11 protein-coding genes are annotated in these 16,187 nt (G+C 73.0%); 4 read left to right on the forward strand and 7 right to left on the reverse strand.

Annotated elements, in window-relative coordinates; translation table 11 throughout:
- Positions 1 to 6 precede the first annotated feature (6 nt).
- On the reverse strand, positions 7 to 465 hold the full coding sequence (locus DA085_RS12740) for a hypothetical protein (protein WP_109473363.1): 459 nt from the start codon (positions 463 to 465) through the stop codon (positions 7 to 9).
- Between the two features lie 105 nt (positions 466 to 570).
- Here DA085_RS12740 and DA085_RS12745 point away from each other — a divergent pair, with 105 nt between their 5' ends.
- The 3 genes from DA085_RS12745 (at position 571) to DA085_RS12755 (ending at position 8,191) form a co-directional block, all read left to right on the forward strand.
- A complete protein-coding gene (locus DA085_RS12745) occupies positions 571 to 2,268 on the forward strand; it encodes a bifunctional 3'-5' exonuclease/DNA polymerase (RefSeq protein ID WP_109473364.1) in 1,698 nt (565 codons plus the stop codon).
- A 57-nt stretch (positions 2,269 to 2,325) separates the two neighbouring features.
- Entirely contained in the window at positions 2,326 to 2,730 is a 405-nt protein-coding gene (locus DA085_RS12750; RefSeq protein WP_109473365.1) for a helix-turn-helix domain-containing protein, read from the forward strand.
- Between the two features lie 121 nt (positions 2,731 to 2,851).
- Positions 2,852 to 8,191, forward strand: coding sequence for a cell wall-binding repeat-containing protein (locus tag DA085_RS12755; protein WP_109473366.1), 5,340 nt, complete (start codon positions 2,852 to 2,854; stop codon positions 8,189 to 8,191).
- Positions 8,192 to 8,407: 216 nt separating this feature from the next.
- Here the strand turns inward: DA085_RS12755 and DA085_RS12760 are convergent, their stop codons facing one another.
- From DA085_RS12760 to DA085_RS12780, 5 genes are all read right to left on the reverse strand, one after another.
- Positions 8,408 to 9,463, reverse strand: a complete 1,056-nt coding sequence (locus DA085_RS12760) for a hypothetical protein (RefSeq protein ID WP_109473367.1) — start codon at positions 9,461 to 9,463, stop codon at positions 8,408 to 8,410.
- A 108-nt stretch (positions 9,464 to 9,571) separates the two neighbouring features.
- Positions 9,572 to 10,189 (reverse strand): GNAT family N-acetyltransferase, encoded by a 618-nt coding sequence (locus tag DA085_RS12765; protein WP_109473368.1) that lies wholly within the window; start codon positions 10,187 to 10,189, stop codon positions 9,572 to 9,574.
- Positions 10,189 to 10,665, reverse strand: coding sequence for a cyclic pyranopterin monophosphate synthase MoaC (gene moaC, locus DA085_RS12770; RefSeq protein ID WP_109473369.1), 477 nt, complete (start codon positions 10,663 to 10,665; stop codon positions 10,189 to 10,191). The genes DA085_RS12765 and moaC overlap by 1 nt, the downstream gene beginning before the upstream one ends.
- Entirely contained in the window at positions 10,662 to 11,975 is a 1,314-nt protein-coding gene (locus tag DA085_RS12775) for a molybdopterin molybdotransferase MoeA (protein WP_109473370.1), read from the reverse strand. The genes moaC and DA085_RS12775 overlap by 4 nt, the downstream gene beginning before the upstream one ends.
- Positions 11,972 to 12,877, reverse strand: coding sequence for a UTP--glucose-1-phosphate uridylyltransferase (locus DA085_RS12780; protein ID WP_109473371.1), 906 nt, complete (start codon positions 12,875 to 12,877; stop codon positions 11,972 to 11,974). Before DA085_RS12780 ends, DA085_RS12775 begins: the two co-directional genes overlap by 4 nt.
- 55 nt (positions 12,878 to 12,932) lie before the next feature.
- Between DA085_RS12780 and DA085_RS12785 the strand changes: the two genes are divergently transcribed.
- Entirely contained in the window at positions 12,933 to 13,541 is a 609-nt protein-coding gene (locus DA085_RS12785; protein ID WP_161958499.1) for a 5-formyltetrahydrofolate cyclo-ligase, read from the forward strand.
- 7 nt (positions 13,542 to 13,548) lie between these two features.
- On the opposite strand, the gene DA085_RS12790 is transcribed toward DA085_RS12785, so the two are convergent.
- Entirely contained in the window at positions 13,549 to 16,173 is a 2,625-nt protein-coding gene (locus tag DA085_RS12790) for a penicillin acylase family protein (RefSeq protein WP_109473373.1), read from the reverse strand.
- Between the last annotated feature and the right edge of the window lie 14 nt (positions 16,174 to 16,187).

The following is a 16,187-nucleotide window of genomic DNA, read 5'->3' on the forward strand; positions in this document are numbered from 1 at the left end:
AAGCGCTCAGCCGGAGGCCGCCGCCGCGTTGGCCCGTTGCCGCATGAGGTGGGAGATCCAGAGCAGGAACAGCTGGTGCACCGGGGGCACCGAAGGGTCCAGGTCGAGCGTCGCGCGGCCCGACCAGAAGGAGGCCGTGCGGCCGGTGCCGACGGGAGTGCCCTCGCGCAGGACGAGGTGCTCATTGCCGAACAGGCTCGCGCGCCTGACCTCGTAGCCCACTCCCTCACCGTGGACCGCCCACGCCGAGCTGAAGAAGCTGGGGCGGGTCGCGCGGAGAGCGGGGTCCGCACTCCCCTGCAGCCGAGCGACGCGGTCCCGGCCGTCGCGCGCGAACTGCCAGGTCCGGCCGCCGATCTCGAGCTCGGCGCCCTCGCGCCAGAACTCGGGGTCGACGGTGGCCACCTGCTCCCCGTCCAACAGGATCGGCACCAGCCCACCGCTCTTGGGTCCCCACTCCAACATGACAGGCAGTGTAGGTCCCGCCCCCTGCCTTCGGTCCGCGACCGGGGACCCCACCACGGTGCGGTGGCACGCGGGTGTCAGCCCCACGGCATACGCTCACCTGTCGTGGACCTGGTGCTCGTGCCGACCCGTGCGGGGGCGCTCGTGACCGACCCGACGGCCGTGGCGGGCGGCGGACAGCTGATCGGCTGGGACGACCTGGCCCCCTGGGTCCGGACCCGGGAGTCGTCGGGCGACGGCGTCCGGTGGGTGTGGCCCGACACCGCCTCGTTCTACCCGCGCCTGCTGGCAGCCGGTGTGCGCGTGGAGCGCTGCCACGACCTGCGCCTGTGCCACGCGATCCTTCAGCTGGCCACCTCGGACCCCTGGCCGGCCCCGGCCTGGCTGGCACCCCCGCCGGCACAGTCCGCAGCACCCAGCCTCCTGGACGACCTCACCCCGGACGAGACACCCGCCCTGTCCGAGGTCGTCGCCGAGTACGAGCGGCAGCTGTCCGCCCTCACCACCAGCAGCGCACCGTCGCGGCTGCGCCTGCTGCTCGCCGCCGAGTCCGCCGGTGCGCTGATCGCGGCCGAGATGCACGCCGACGGTCTCCCCTGGGACCGCGACCGGCACGACGCCGTCCTCACCGCGGAGCTCGGCCCCCGCCCTGCCCCCGGGCTCCGCCCCGCCCGCCTGGAGCAGCTGGCCGCGCAGGTGCGGGAGCTGCTGGCCTCACCCGGGCTCAACCCCGACTCGCAGGCGGCGCTGTTGAAGGCCCTGCGCAACGCCGGGCTCGACCTGCAGTCCACCGCCAAGTGGGAGCTGCGCGACAAGCCCCACCCGGTGGTCGCGCCGCTGCTGGAGTACAAGCGCCTCGCCCGGCTCCTGTCGGCCAACGGGTGGACGTGGCTGGACACCTGGGTGACGCCCGGTGTGGACGGTCGGCCGGGTCGGTTCCGCACCGACTACGTGCCCGGCGGTGTCGTCACCGGACGCTGGGCGACCAGCGGCGGTGGGGCGCTGCAGATCCCCAAGGCGGTCCGCGCGGCGGTGGTCGCCGACCCGGGCTGGGTGCTCGTGGTCGCGGACGCGGCACAGGTCGAGCCGCGCGCCCTGGCGGGGATGGCCGCCGACGAGGCGCTCGCGTCGGCCGGACGGGACGGTGACCTGTATGCCGGACTGGTCGCCTCGGGCGTCGTCGACACCCGAGACCGGGCCAAGGTCGGCATGCTCTCGGCCCTCTACGGCGGGACCGCGGGCGAGGCCGGCGCCATCCTGCCGCGGCTGCGCCGGGCCTACCCCCGCGCCACCGGGCTGGTGGACCGGGCCGCCCAGGTCGGCGAGAGCGGCGGCACGGTCCGCACCTGGCTGGGTCGCACCAGCCCACCACCCGGACCGTCCTGGCGGCAGGTGCAGGGGCGGGCCGGGGAGTCCGACGCGGTCCAGACCGATGAGCGCCGGGCCCGCAGCCAGGCCCGCGACCGGGGACGGTTCACCCGCAACTTCGTGGTGCAGGGCACCGCGGCCGAGTGGGCGCTGTGCTGGATGGCCGAGACGCGGCGCCGCCTGCGGGAGCTGCCGCCGGTCACCCCTGGCGAGCCCGCCCCGCCGGTCGGTCAGCCGGGTGAGGGACGCCCGCACCTGGTGTTCTTCCTCCACGACGAGATCGTGGTCCACGCCCCCGAGCACCTCGCCGGACAGGTCGTGGACATCGTCCGCGAGTCCGCCCGGAGCGCCGGTCGGCTGCTGTTCGGCACCTTCCCGATCACCTTCCCGCTCCACGTCGCCACGGTCACGAGCTACGACCGCGCCGACGCGTAATCCGCGCGCAAAGAATTCCTCTGGTGCGGGTATGCCAGCACCGCTAGCATCGCCGTCATGGCCACCGTGACGGTCCGGAACCTCGATGACGAGGTCCGAAGGCTGCTCCGCATCCGGGCAGCGACGAACAACCGGTCGATGGAGGCCGAGATCCGGCACATCCTCACCCTGACGGTCTCGGTCCCCGACTCCCCCACTGACCCCGTGCCCACCGGCCGGACACCCGGTCTGCCGGCCCCACGGCATACCGTCCCGGAGCACGGCACGGACCCGCTGACCGCCCGGGAGCACACCGTCGCGAGCCTGGTCTCGCAGGGCATGAGCAACCGGCAGATCGCCGCGTTCCTGTTCCTCTCCGAGCGCACCGTCGAGACCCACGTGGGCGCGATCCTGCGCAAGCTGGACCTCCGGAGCCGCACCGCCCTCGCCGTCCGGTACGCGCTCCGGCCCGCCGACCACTGACCGGCACTCTCTCGGTGTTTCCACCGATGCCGGGGGGTGCGGTGCGGGCCTAGGTTCGAGTCAGGCGTCGTCGGTCGGGGACTGGCTCCGGCGCAGGCGCTGGGACAGGGGATGCAGACTCATGCGACACCACACACTCGGGGCTCGGGGCAACAGGACCGGACGACGATGGCTGGCCGTCGTCGTCGCAGGGATCGTGGTGGCGGCCGGCGCCACGAGCGGCAGCGCCGGCGCGACCGCGGCGCCACTCCCGGACGCACCGACCACGGCGGACCCGGCCGACAAGCTGCGGCCCGAGGTGGTCGAGGAGCTTGACGAGCGGGGCCGCGCGACGGTCCTGATCCGGTTCGCGGCACGCCCCGACCTGGGTCCGTTCTCCTCCATCGACGACTGGGACGCCAGGGGGCAGGCGGTGTACGACGCGCTGACCAGCACCGCGGACCGCACCCAGGCCGGTGTCCGGGCCTCGCTCGAGCGCGCGGGAGCCGACTTCGAGACCTTCTTCATCAGCAACGCGATCCTCGTCAGGGGCGGGGACGAGGCGCTTCTCACCGCCGTGGCCGCGGACTCCGGGGTGGAGGGGGTCTACCTGCCCACGGAGTACGACATCCCCGAGCCGCGCGTCAGCGAGGCAGACCTGGCCCCCGGTGCCGTCGAGTGGGGCATCGCCAACATCAACGCCGACGACGTGTGGTCCGAGTTCGGCGTCACCGGCGAGGGCCTGGTCATCGCCAATATCGACACCGGGGTCGACTACACCCACCCCGCGCTGGTCGGTCAGTACCGGGGGAACAACGGGGACGGCACCTTCGACCACAACTACAACTGGTTCGACGCGGCCGGGACCGGCTCGGACGAGCCCGTCGACTTCGAGGCGCACGGCACCCACACGATGGGCACCATGGTCGGCAGTGACGGCGGGGCCAACCAGATCGGCGTCGCACCCGGCGCCACCTGGATCGCGGCCAACGGTTGCTGCCCCTCCGACGCTGCTCTCATCGAGTCGGGCCAGTGGATGCTCGCCCCGACCGACCTCGCCGGCGAGAACCCGCTGCCCGCCATGCGTCCCCACGTCATCAACAACTCGTGGGGCTCCACGAGCCCGTCCAACGACCCGTTCATGGAGGACGTCGCCCAGGCGTGGGAGGCCGCCGGCATCTTCGGCGTGTGGTCCAACGGCAACATCGGCCCCGACTGCGAGACCTCCGGCTCTCCGGGCAGCCGCACCATCAACTACTCCGTCGGCGCCTACGACGTCGCCAACCAGATCGCCGGGTTCTCCTCCCGTGGCGCCGGCCAGGACGGTGAGACCAAGCCGAACATCTCAGCTCCCGGCGTCGGCGTGCGCTCGGCCGTGCCCGGCGGGGACTACGAGGCCTTCGACGGCACGTCGATGGCTGCGCCGCACGTCGCCGGCACGGTGGCGCTGCTGTGGTCGGCCGCTCCCGACCTGATCGGTGACACCGCGTTCACCAAGGAGCTGCTCGACGGTTCGGCGACCGACACCCCCGACGACCAGTGCGGCGGCACGGCCGAGGACAACAACGTCTACGGAGAGGGCCGTCTCGACGCGCTGGAGCTCCTCGGCACGGCACCCATCGGTGACACCGGCCGGGTCGAGGGCACGGTGACCGACGCCTCGACCGACGAGCCCGTCGCCGGTGCCACCGCGACCTTCGTGCGGGAGCGGACCCGCTCCACGACGACGGCCGCCGACGGCACCTACGGGATGCTGCTCGGCACCGGTGACTGGGACGCCACCATCAGCCGGTTCGGCTACCTCCCGGACAGCGCGACCGTGACCGTGCCGCTCGACGAGACCGTTGTGCACGACGTGGCGCTGGCCCCGGCACCCACGGGCACCCTGTCCGGCACGGTGACCGACGGCTCCGGGCAGGGCTGGCCCCTGTATGCGCGGATCAGCGTCGAGGGCCAGCCCGGGGTCGCGGCCTTCACCGACCCGGAGACCGGTGGCTACACGCTGACGCTCCCGGCGGGGACGCATGTCGTCAGGGCCACGTCCCAGCTTCCCGGGTACCTGGCCGAGGTCCGCGAGGTGGTCATCACCGACGGGATCACTGCCACCGAGGACTTCGCCCTGGGCGTCGACCCGATCACCTGCAACGCACCGGGCTACGAGCTCGTCCTCGACGGCCTCACACAGACCTTCGACGAGGAGCAGCTGCCCGACGGGTGGACGCTGGAGGACCTGGACGCCACCGGCCACAACTGGGAGTTCATCGACCCGTGGGGCATCCCCAACCAGACCGGCGGCGAGGGCGGCTTCGCCGTGGCGAACAGCGACTTCTACCCCGAGTCGGTCTGGGACGCCGTGCTCGTGTCACCGGTGGTCGACGTGAGCACGCTGGAGAACCGGACGCTGGTGTTCAAGTCCTACTTCGATACGTTCGGTGCCGGGTCGGCGGCCGTGGAGCTGACCACCGACGGCGGCACCACCTGGGAGCCGGTCTGGGAGCGCACCAGCTTTGGCATCGAGGAGGTCATCCTGGACCTCACCGGGCAGTCCGCCGGCACCACCGAGATCCAGGTGCGCTTCCGCTACCAGGCCGAGTGGGACCTGTGGTGGCAGGTGGACGACGTCTTCGTCGGCAGCCGGACCTGTGAGCCCACCGGCGGCGGGCTCGTCGTGGGCTACGTCCAGGACGACCAGGAGGGCGCCGGCATCGTCGGCGCGAGGGTGACGTCGCTGGACAACCCGGGCGACGCCGGGACCACGCGGGCGACCCCGGAGGACGAGGGCCTGGAGGACGGCTTCTACTGGCTGCACTCCGACCTCACCGGCACGCACGCGTTCGAGGCGACCGCCCGCAACCACGGGACCGACCAGCAGGACGTCGCGGTGGCCGCTGGCGGGGTCGCCCGGGCAGACTTCGTGCTCGGTGCCGGCGTGCTCGAGGTCGACCCCACCGCGATCGAGACCACGGTCGTGCTGGGCGGCTCCGACACGTCCGAGGTGACGGTCACCAACACCGGCACGGGGACGGCGGAGCTCGCCTTCAGCGAGCGCACGGGTGACTTCGAGATCCTCCGTGCGGACGGCAGCACCCTGGGAGCCGACGAGGTGGCGGACTCCAGCGGCGCACCGCTCGTGCGTCGCGAGGTCGACCACTCGGTGAGCGCATATGCCGACAGGGCACGTCCCGACGCGGTCACGGCGCTCCCGCCGCGCACCGCCGAGGAGCCGTGGACCGACCTGGCACCGCTGCCGGTTCCCCTGCTCGACAACCGCGTGGTCTCCCTCGACGGCACGTGGTACTCCATCGGCGGCACGGACGGGATGGAGTCCTTCTCCCACGTCTTCCGCTACGACGCGGCGGCACTGACCTGGGTCGAGGTGGCCGCGCTCCCGGCACCGGCCCAGCTGCCGGTGGCCGCGGTGGTCGACGGTCAGATCGTCGTCGCCGGCGGCTGGCAGAACGGTGACCCGACGTCCGACACGTGGATCTACGACCCGGCCAGCGACACCTGGACCGCCGGTGCGCCGATGCCGACCCCCGTGTCCTCGATGGGGGTGGCCGTGGCCGACGGCCTCGTCTACTCCATCGGCGGCTGCACCACCGGCGGGTGCTTCCCGATCGTCAGCACGGTGCAGGCCTATGACCCGGCCGCGGACAGCTGGACCGAGTCCGCACCGGCACCGAGCACGATGGCCTTCCCCGCCTGTGGCGGGATCGACGGCGGCATCGTCTGCGCCGGCGGTGTCGACGACGGCGAGGCCGAGCTCGACGCGACACACTTCTACGACCCCGCGGCGGACACCTGGTCCGAGCTCGCTGACGCGCCGGTCGCCGGGTGGGGCGCCGCCGCCGCAACAGCCAACGACCAGCTGCTCGTCGTCGGTGGCATCCAGGAGGGCATGGTCACCAACGCCTCGTGGGCCTACGACCCGGCCGGCGACAGCTGGTCGGCCCTGCCGAACGCCAACGAGGCGGTCTACCGCGGCGGCGGGGCCTGTGGCTTCGCCCGCGTGGGCGGCGACCTCGGCGGGTTCGTGCCCACCGACTCCGCCGAGCTGCTGCCCGGTTTCGACATCTGCGCCGAGGGCGGGGCCGACGTCGAGTGGCTCTCCCTCGACCTCACCGAGGCCGTGCTCGAGCCCGGTGAGAGCGTGACGGTCACCGTGACCACGGACAGCTCCGCGGTCAGCCAGCCCGGCACCTACACGGCCGGCGTCGGCATCGCGGCGAACGTCCCGGAGCGGCCCGCCCCGGTGGACGTGACCATGAACGTCACCCCACCCCTGACGTGGGGCAAGGTGACGGGCACGGCATACCTGGAGGACTGCGCGGGCGGTCAGGTCGCCGGTGACAGCATCACCATCGACGTCGCCCCGGTGCGCGACGTCGGCGACGGCTGGGTCATCCACACCGACCACGAGGGCATCTACGCCCGGTGGATCAACACGCAGATCGGTCAGCTCCGGATGACGGCGCTGCTCGAGGGCTACCGCCCGGACACCCACCTGGTGGATCTCATCCGCGGCGGGACGGTGGTCCAGGACTTCTCGATGCTCGACGAGGAGTGCCAGGAGAACCCCGAGCCCGTGCCCCCGGAGGTGCTGCGGGTCGCCGGCGTGGACCGTTATGACACCGCCGCGCGGATCGCCCACCAGTTCGCCCCGGGCGTTGACACGGTCTTCGTCGCGACCGGTGCCGGCTTCCCCGACGCGCTCGCCGCGGCGGCCCGCGCCGGGAGCCTGGAGGGACCGGTGCTGCTGGTCAAGCCCTCCGCGGTCCCGGCGGTGACCAGGATCGAGCTGGACCGGCTGGCACCGGCGAACGTGGTCATCGTGGGCGGCGACGCGGCCGTCTCCGACGACGTGGAGCAGGAGCTGCGGGCCTTCCTGCCCGAGGCCTCCTTCACCCGTCACGCGGGCAGCTCGCGCTACGACACCGCAGCGCTGATCGCCGGCGAGTTCGCGGCCTCCGAGGTCGTCTACGTCGCGACCGGGCTGGACTACCCCGACGCGCTGGCCGGTGCGGCGCGGGCCGCCTCCGTCGACGCGCCGGTGCTCCTGGTCAAGCCGGACGCCGTGCCCCAGGCCACCGTCGCCCAGCTGGAACGGCTCGGGCCGGAGCGCATCGTCGTGCTCGGCGGCACGAGCGCGGTCTCCGAGCAGGTGGCGACGAGACTGGGCGCGTACGGGACCGTGGACCGGGTGGCCGGCGCCAACCGCTACGAGACCGCGGCCGAGCTGGCCAAGGACTGGGAGACGTCCCAGGACATCTTCGTGGCCACCGGTGAGAACTGGCCGGACGCCCTCGCCGGAGCCGCCCGGGCAGGCGCCACGGACGCACCGGTGCTGCTGGTCAAGGAGGCTCTCATCCCGGGAGCCACCTGGGCACAGCTCGACCGCCTCGACCCGGGTCGGATCTTCGTGCTCGGCGGGACGGCTGCCATCGGCCCGGAGGTCCTGGACCGTCTGCGGACCCTGGAGTAGGCGGCACCGGGCTGCCGGACAGTCGGTCTGCCGATCACCACGGGGACTGGCAGTTCGCGCGGCCCGGTGGGCTGCCCGCAACACACCCGCAGGTCACGGCGCTGCCCCAGCAAACAGCCCATCGAGCTGCCAGTCGCTGTGGTGACGACGGACACCCTCCGACGCGCCACCTGAGGGGTTGGAGCGCCGGCTCGCAGGCGGTGGCCCGCCACCCGGTCAGCCGACCGAGTGCACCGGTGGGAGGTCCTCGAACTCCTCGTCGAGGGCCAGGGCGTGGCCGTCGAAGGGCAGGTCCTCGACCTGGGTGCTCATCCGGCGGTCACGTGCCTGCTCGGGCTCGCGCCGCGGGGCGCGCGCCTTGAGCGTGTAGGTCGGAGGGGGAACCGGGACGGGAGCCCACGTGCCAGGCGCGGGTTCGGTGGCCGCGACAGGAGCCTCGGGCTCGAGGTCGGCCGGCGGCTGAACCGCGGCCGGCGCCTCGAAGGCCTGCAGGTCGTAGAGCTCGGTGGCCCGGGCGGCGCGGCGGGCGGGCCGTGCTGCCGGCACGGTCTCCTGCTGCACGACCTCGTGCACCTCGGGGACGGTCACGGACGACGACGCGGCGGACCGTGCAGCGGCAGGTCGGGTTGCGGCCGGGCGGACGGAGGTGGACCCGCCGCGGGCTGCGCCGGCGCCGGCACTCCTCGAGGCGGGACGGGTGGAGCCGGCCCGCACCGGAGAGGTCGACCGGGACGCACCGGCCCGCACCGGTGAGGCCGACCGGGAGCGACCGGGACGCACGGGAGAGGTCGCGCGGCCGCGGCTCTCCGCACTGACGGAGTGCCGCACGTAGGTGATCGCGAGCAGCAGGCCGGACACACCGGCCAGGGCAACCCACCACGAGAGGGGGCTGAGGGCCGCGACGAGGACACCGCTGACCGCCGCCAGCGCACCGGCCGCGAGGGCTGCCGCGCGCCGCTGGGTCACCGGGAAGCGGTGGAGCGGTCGTCGCGTGCTGGGTCGACGGTCCCCGGCGGGGACACTCGGCCGTGCCCGCTTCACGACCACGTCCGGGTGTGCCGGACGGGTCAGCGAGACCGAGTAGGAGCGCGGAGAGGGCGCGGAGATGTCAGCGCGCGGCATGCTCTGCCGACGCTCCAGGACGCGCATCGCCTCGGAGAACCGGTCGACCGACTTGGCGGTGGCGACATGGTCCCGACGACGGATCCAGTGCTGGATGAGATAGGCAGCCCACACCGCGAGGATGACCACGAAGATCAGACTGTTGGGCACACCTGAACTCTAGGTAGCCGACCAGCCGTTACCCGGGAGTTCTGTTGCGTGTCGCGGAAGTGACGGGTGTGACTGACGGTGCGGGGGCGACACGAGCCGCGCTCCGCCTCAGACGGCCCCCGACCGCTCCGCCCGGCGCAGCCGGTCCACCAGTCGCTCGGATCCCAGCTGCTCGGCCGTGAGGGCGAACTCCACGTGGTCGCGCCAGGCGCCGTCGACGTGCACCAGCCCGGCGCGGAAGCCCTCGTCCGGCAGCCCCAGCCGGCGGGCGACGGCCAGGCTCGCGGTGTTCTCCGGCCGGATCGCGACCTCCACGCGGTGCAGTCCCACGTCGTGCAGGGCGTGGTCGATCAGCATCGCCAGCGACCAGGCCGCCAGCCCCCGACCGGTGGCGTGCTGGTCCAGCCAGTAGCCCGCCGATGCCGTCCAGCGTGTCCCCCACGCGATGTCGAACAGCTGCATCTGCCCCACGAGCAGCCCGTCGACCTCGATCACGAACGGCAGCAACCGCCCCTCCCGCGCCGCGCGGTCCAGGACCCGCCGGAGCCGGGTGAAGCCGATGGGCGTCTCCGGCCCGGTCGGCACGGTCGCCTCCCACGGTCGCAGCCAGTCGACGTTCTCGGCACGCATCTGCAGCCAGCGGGCACGGTCGTGGCGGGACAGCGGGCGCAGCACGATCTCCGTTCCGTCCGTGCGCACCTCCCGCAGCCGGACGGGCCACCTCATCACGACGGTCGGGTCCAGTCGCCGGAGCGTCCGCCGGACTTGGCGACGACCATCACGTCGGTGATGACGGCCATCCTGTCCACGGCCTTGATCATGTCGACCATCGCGAGCGCGGCGACGGTGACGCAGGTCAGCGCCTCCATCTCGATGCCCGTGCGGTCCGCGGTCCGGACGGTAGCCCGGATCTCCACGCCGTCCTCCACCACGGTCAGGTCCACCTCGACGGCGTGCACGGCGACGGGGTGGGCGAGCGGGACCAGGTCGGGCGTCTTCTTGGCAGCCTGTATGCCGGCCAGCCGGGCGACGCCGAGCGCGTCACCCTTGGGGGCGGTCCCCTCCCGCAGCGCGCGGACGGCCTCCGCGGTCAGGCGCACCCGACCGGTGGCGGTCGCCTCGCGCGCGGTGACCTCCTTGTGGCTGATGTCCACCATGTGCGCCGTGCCGTCGGCCCGCAGGTGGCGCAGCGGCTCGGTCACGCGTTCTCCCGGTGCCTGCCGCGACCGGGGCCGGCGGCAGCGCTGTCCGGACCGTCCGGCTGCTCACCGCCGAGTCGGCCCTCGATCTCCCACAGCGGGCGCAACGGCAGCACCGGCACCTCCGAGCCGGTGGCCACCTCGGTGACCTCTGCCGGGATGACGGCCAGGCCGTCGGCGGCGGCCAGGCCACCCACGAGGTGCGAGCCCGGCCCGCCGACCGGCTCCGCGGCATACGCGCCGCTGGTGTCCCGGTGCAGCCGCACCCGGTGGTACTGCTGGCGCCCCTCCGGGGAGGACCAGCCGTCGAGCACCAGGGCGGGCACGGTGACGGGTTCGTAGCGCTGACCGGCGCGACGGGCCAGCGCCGGCCGCACGAACACCTCGAAGCTCACCAGCACGCTGACCGGGTTGCCGGGCAGGGTGAACACCGGGACCTTGCGCCGACCCAGCAGGCCGAAGCCCTGCGGCTTGCCGGGCTGCATGCCGACCTCGCGGAAGACCATCGATCCGCTGCCCGTCAGGACCTCCCGGACCGCGTCGTAGGAGCCACCCTTGCTGACGCCTCCGCTGGTGATCACCAGGTCGGCGTGGTCGAGGTGGTGGTCGAGCTCGGCCCTGATGACCTTCTCGTCGTCGGGCAGGTGCCCGGCGTGCACGGCGTAGTGTCCCGCGGCGCGGACCAGGGCGGCGAGCATCGGGCCGTTGGAGTCGTGGATCTGCCCGGGGCGGATCGGCTCCCCCACCGGCACCAGCTCATCCCCGGTCGACAGCACCACCACCCGGACCGGGCCGGTGACGGTCACCTCCGGCACCCCCGCGGAGGCGAGGACCGCGAGCTGGGCGGGGCCGATGCGGGTGCCGGCGGGGAGGATGACCTCGCCGGCGCGCACGTCCTCCCCGGCCGACCGGATGTTGGCCCCGGGCTCGACGGCGTGCCTGACCATGACCTCCCGCGGGTGGCCGTCGGTGTCCTCCAGGCGCACGACCGCGTCGGCACCCTCGGGCACGGGCGCGCCGGTGAGGATGCGCCAGGCGTGCCCCGTGCGGTGGGTGTGCGCGGTGCCGTCGCCCGCCGGGATGTCGCCGAGCACCGGCACCAGCTGGGGCTGCTCGGGCGAGGCGCCGGAGACCTCCTCGGCCCGCACGGCATACCCGTCCATCGCCGAGTTGGCGAAGCGGGGCAGGTCCACGGGGCTGGTCACGTCCTGGACCAGCACGAGCCCGTGCGCCTGGGCCAGCGGCACGGTCACCGCCTCGACCGGCACGATCTCGGCCAGCACGGACTCCAGGTGCTCGGCGACCGTGGTCACGGCGCGTCCGCCCGCACGAGGTCGTCCAGCCACTCGCTGAAGTCGGCGCCGAGCTCGGGGTGCTCCCGCCCGAGCCGGACGACGGCCTTGAGGTAGTCGAGCCGGTCCCCGGTGTCATAGCGCCGGCCACGGAACACGACCCCCGTCATGCCGGAGCCCTCGCCCTCGGCTCCTGCGAGCTCGAGCAGGGCGTCGGTCAGCTGGATCTCCCCGCCCCGACCCGGCTCGGTGTGCTCCAGCACGTCGAAGACCCTCGGGTGCAGCACGTAGCGGCCGATCACGGCGAGGTTGGAGGGGGCCTCCTCGACCGTGGGCTTCTCCACCAGCCCGGTGACCCGGACGACGTCCCGGCCCTCGTCGGCGGGGTCGATGGCGGCGCAGCCATACTTGTCGACCTGGTCGGCCGGCACCTCCATCAGCGCGACGACCGAGCCGCCCCGCTCGGCCTGGACCTCGATCATCTGCTCCAGCAGGTGGTCCCTGGCGTCGATCATGTCGTCGCCGAGGAGCACCGCGAAGGGCTCGTCGCCGACGTGCGAGCGGCCGCACAGCACCGCGTGGCCCAGCCCCTTGGGCACCCCCTGCCGCACGAAGTGCACCTCGGTGTCGGTGCTGGCGCTGACCCGGTCCAACCGCTCCTGGTCGCCCTTGGCCTCCAGCGCCCGCTCGATCTCGGGGTGCCCGTCGAAGTGGTCCTCGATGGCCCCCTTGCCGCGCCCGGTGATCATCAGCACGTCGGACAGTCCCGCGCGGACGGCCTCCTCGACGATGTACTCGATCGCGGGGCGGTCGACGACCGGCAGGAGTTCCTTCGGCACGGCCTTGGTCGCTGGCAGGAACCTGGTGCCGAGGCCGGCGACCGGGATGACTGCCTTGCGCGGGCGCGGTGTGGGCTCGCTCATGCCCCCCAACACTACTGGCGGTGACGGGCCGGGTCAGGTCGGGGACAATGCCTGGATGGAAGACCGGGCGGCGGCCAAGAAGGAAGCACGCGCGCGGGTGCGCGCCCGGCGTCGCGAGGTGGTGGACGGCCAGGGGCCGGAGGGACGGCGCGCACAGGCTGCCGGGCTCGCCGAGGCGTTCCTCACCTGGGCCCGGGAGTATGCCGCGGGGCTGGGTCGCGCGGACCTCACCGGTCTGACGGTGACCGCCTTCGACCCGATGGCCACCGAGCCCCCGGTCGATGAGCTGGTCCGCGCCGCCCAGGACGCCGGCCTGCGGGTGCTGCTGCCGGTGACGGTCCGGGAGGGCCGGCGGCTGCACTGGGTCCTCGCCTCCGCGCCGGACGGCACGGAGTGGGGCCCCGACGCGCTGGGCGACGTCGACATCGCGCTGATCCCGGGCCTGGCCGTCGACCGCACCGGACACCGGCTCGGGCAGGGCGGAGGCTACTACGACCGTGCCCTGCCGCTGGTCCGTCCCGGGGTGCCGGTCATCGTCGCCCTGCACGACCACGAGCTGCCGGACGGCACCCCCGCCGGGCCGGAGGGGGTCGTGCCGCACGGGCCTCACGACATACCGGTGGACGCGGTGCTGACCACCGCGGGAGTCACCCGCCTGCGCTGACCGGGCCCTACGGGCTGAGGGTCAGTGTGTGGATGGCGCTCTCCTCGACCGCCCGGCGGCTGTGCGGCCACGGATAGGTCTCGTTGGCGAGCCACGACTCGGTCTGGTCGTTGTAGTTGGGGTGGAACGGGTGGCCGGAGTTGCCTCCCTGGTTGACCCAGGTCGAGGCGTCCAGGTCGGCGAGGTCGACCACCATGCGCATCGACGGGCCGGAGGTGACCCGGTAGCTGTTGGAACCGGCCTCCCAGTTGAACGCGTTGACCAGCGCCGAGCCGCCGGCCACGGGGTAGGGGCCGTCGTTGAAGGCCCACAGGACCAGGCCCGGGAGGTCGGCGCCGCCCAGCACCTCGTGCCGCAGGGGCACGTTGTGCAGCTCACCCCACCGCCACGCCGCGGGCTCCTTGCTGCTGCGCCTGGTCAGCTCGAGCCGTGCGTTGATCATCGCCTGGCGCAGGATCTCGTCCCGGGTCTCGACCACGCCGGCGGTGCGCTGGTCGTCCCACCAGTCGTCCTCGGGCCGCTCCAGCAGGTTGGTCACGACGAGCATCCACCGGGAGTTGCCGTCAGCGGACAGGTCCGCGGGCAGCTCGTCGTCGAAGGTCAGGTCCAGGATGTTGGCCCAGACCGCGTAGTAGTACATCGCGGCCGCGGACTGCTCGCCGTCCACCGGGGCGGTGTGGTCCCAGTCGGCGAGCATCTGCTGCGGCTCACGGTAGAAGTCCGAGTTGGGCACCTCCACCTCCAGCAGCGCCGGGACGAGCACCTCGGCGAAGCTGTTGTAGGTGTCTCCCTGGATCTCCCGCATGTCCTCGACGGTGAGCGGGCCCTGCGCCATCTTCTCCTCGAGGAGGTCGAGGATCCGCTGCGACCGGTAGCCCCGGTCGGCCTCACTCGTCAGGAAGGGGCGGCTACCCTCGACCACGGGCTGGTTGGCCGTGACGATGACGCCGTCGGCCGGGTTGAGGGCGGAGGGCATCTGGCTGAACGGCACCCAGCCCTTCCAGTCGTAGGCCGGCAGCCAGCCCTGCGCGGGGTAGAACCCGGGCGGCTCCCCGTTGGTGCTCGTCTCGCGGATCGGGACCAGACCGGGTGCCTGGTAGCCGATGTTGCCCTGCGTGTCGGCATAGACGAGGTTCTGGCTGGGCACCGCGAACTTGCGTGCAGCGGCGCGGAAGGACTCCCAGTCCGTCGCGGTGTTGAGCAGGAAGACCGCGTCGGCGGTGCGGCTGCGCTCCAGCCCGGTCCACGCCATCGACACGTCGTAGGAGGTGAGGCTCTCGACCCCGTTGATGGGAGCCGTCTGCCCTGCCGACCGGACGCCGTCCAGCACATCGGACATGATCGGCCCGTGCCGGGACTCCCGCACGGTGATCGACACGTCCTCGCCGCCGGCGACCCGGATCACCTCGGTCCGTGACTCCAGGGGCTCCCAGGCCGCTCCCCGCCGGACCTGGTTGTCGTCGTTGATCTCCTCGAGGTAGAAGTCGGTGACGTCCGGGTCGAGGTTGGTGAAGCCCCAGGCGATGTCGTTGTTGTGGCCGATGATCACGCCGGGGAAGCCGGCGAAGGTGTAGCCCGTGACGTCGAAGGGGCAGGCCTGGCTCACCTCCCGGCAGTGCAGCCCGACCTGCATCCAGATGCCCGGCTGGGTCACGCCGAGGTGCGGGTCGTTGGCCAGCAGCGGCATCCCGGACTCGGTGTGCTCTCCGGAGACGACCCAGGAGTTCGACCCGATGCCAGACCCCTCGCCGAGCAGGTGGGGCACCGCGTCGAGGGCGCTGAGGGTGCTGCCGTATGCCGCGGCGACAGCGGCCGGGTCCGCGCCACCACCGGGGGTGCTCGGGAGAGTGGCTGCCGGGCCGGGCACAGCCGGCGCGGCGCCGCCGCGGCTGCCCTGGTCGACCTCCGGTGTCACCGGCGGCTCCCACTCGTCCTCCGAGAGCATCGGGGCGTGGGTCTCTGCGGGGTACTCGGGATACAGCGACCGCAGCTGACCGCGGGAGATCTCGCCGACCAGCCGGGCCCGCGCCAGCTCGTCCTCGTAGTTGCCCCGCAGGTCCCAGGCCATCGCCTTGAGCCAGGCCAGGGAGTCCACGTCGTCCCACGGCCGGATCCGGTAGTCCGGAACGGTCTGCCCGAGCACGACGTACTCCAGCGCCACCTGGGAGGGCGAGCCGTGCTGGTCGAGGTAGGCGTTGACCCCCGCCGTGTAGGAGGACAGGTAGCGCCGGGTGGTCGCATCCAGCATGGGGAGCTCCTGCTCGGCGACCCGTCGCCAACCCATGGTCCGGATGACCTTGTCGGTCTCCAGGCCGGGCTCACCGACCAGCTCGGACAACCGGCCGGCCGTGACGTGGCGTCGCAGGTCCATCTGGAAGAAGCGGTCCTGGGCCGCGGTGAACCCCTGAGCCCGGAACAGGTCCTCGGCGGTGTCGGCGTAGATGTGCGTCACGCCCCGCGCGTCCCGCAGGACCTCGACCTCCCCGGACAGGCCGGGCATGCTCAGCTCGCCGTCCACCTGGGGGAAGGACCGGCGCACCAGCCCGACGCCGAGGACGCCCGCGGCCACCATCACCAGCACCAGCGCCGCGGCTAGGGGGACGACGACGCGGCGCAGGAGACTTCGGGGCACGCTCCGAGCGTAAG

The organism is Ornithinimicrobium cavernae (genome assembly GCF_003121625.1).
In the GTDB taxonomy this organism is placed as follows: Bacteria; Actinomycetota; Actinomycetes; order Actinomycetales; family Dermatophilaceae; genus Ornithinicoccus; species Ornithinicoccus cavernae.

Excerpts from the sequence above, each read along its gene's own strand:
- DA085_RS12740 (WP_109473363.1), bottom strand. The coding sequence starts at position 465 with ATGTTGGAGTGGGGACCCAAGAGCGGTGGGCTGGTGCCGATCCTGTTG.
- DA085_RS12750 (WP_109473365.1), top strand. The coding sequence starts at position 2,326 with ATGGCCACCGTGACGGTCCGGAACCTCGATGACGAGGTCCGAAGGCTG.
- DA085_RS12755 (WP_109473366.1), top strand. The coding sequence starts at position 2,852 with ATGCGACACCACACACTCGGGGCTCGGGGCAACAGGACCGGACGACGA.
- DA085_RS12765 (WP_109473368.1), bottom strand. The coding sequence starts at position 10,189 with ATGAGGTGGCCCGTCCGGCTGCGGGAGGTGCGCACGGACGGAACGGAG.
- DA085_RS12780 (WP_109473371.1), bottom strand. The coding sequence starts at position 12,877 with ATGAGCGAGCCCACACCGCGCCCGCGCAAGGCAGTCATCCCGGTCGCC.
- DA085_RS12785 (WP_161958499.1), top strand. The coding sequence starts at position 12,933 with ATGGAAGACCGGGCGGCGGCCAAGAAGGAAGCACGCGCGCGGGTGCGC.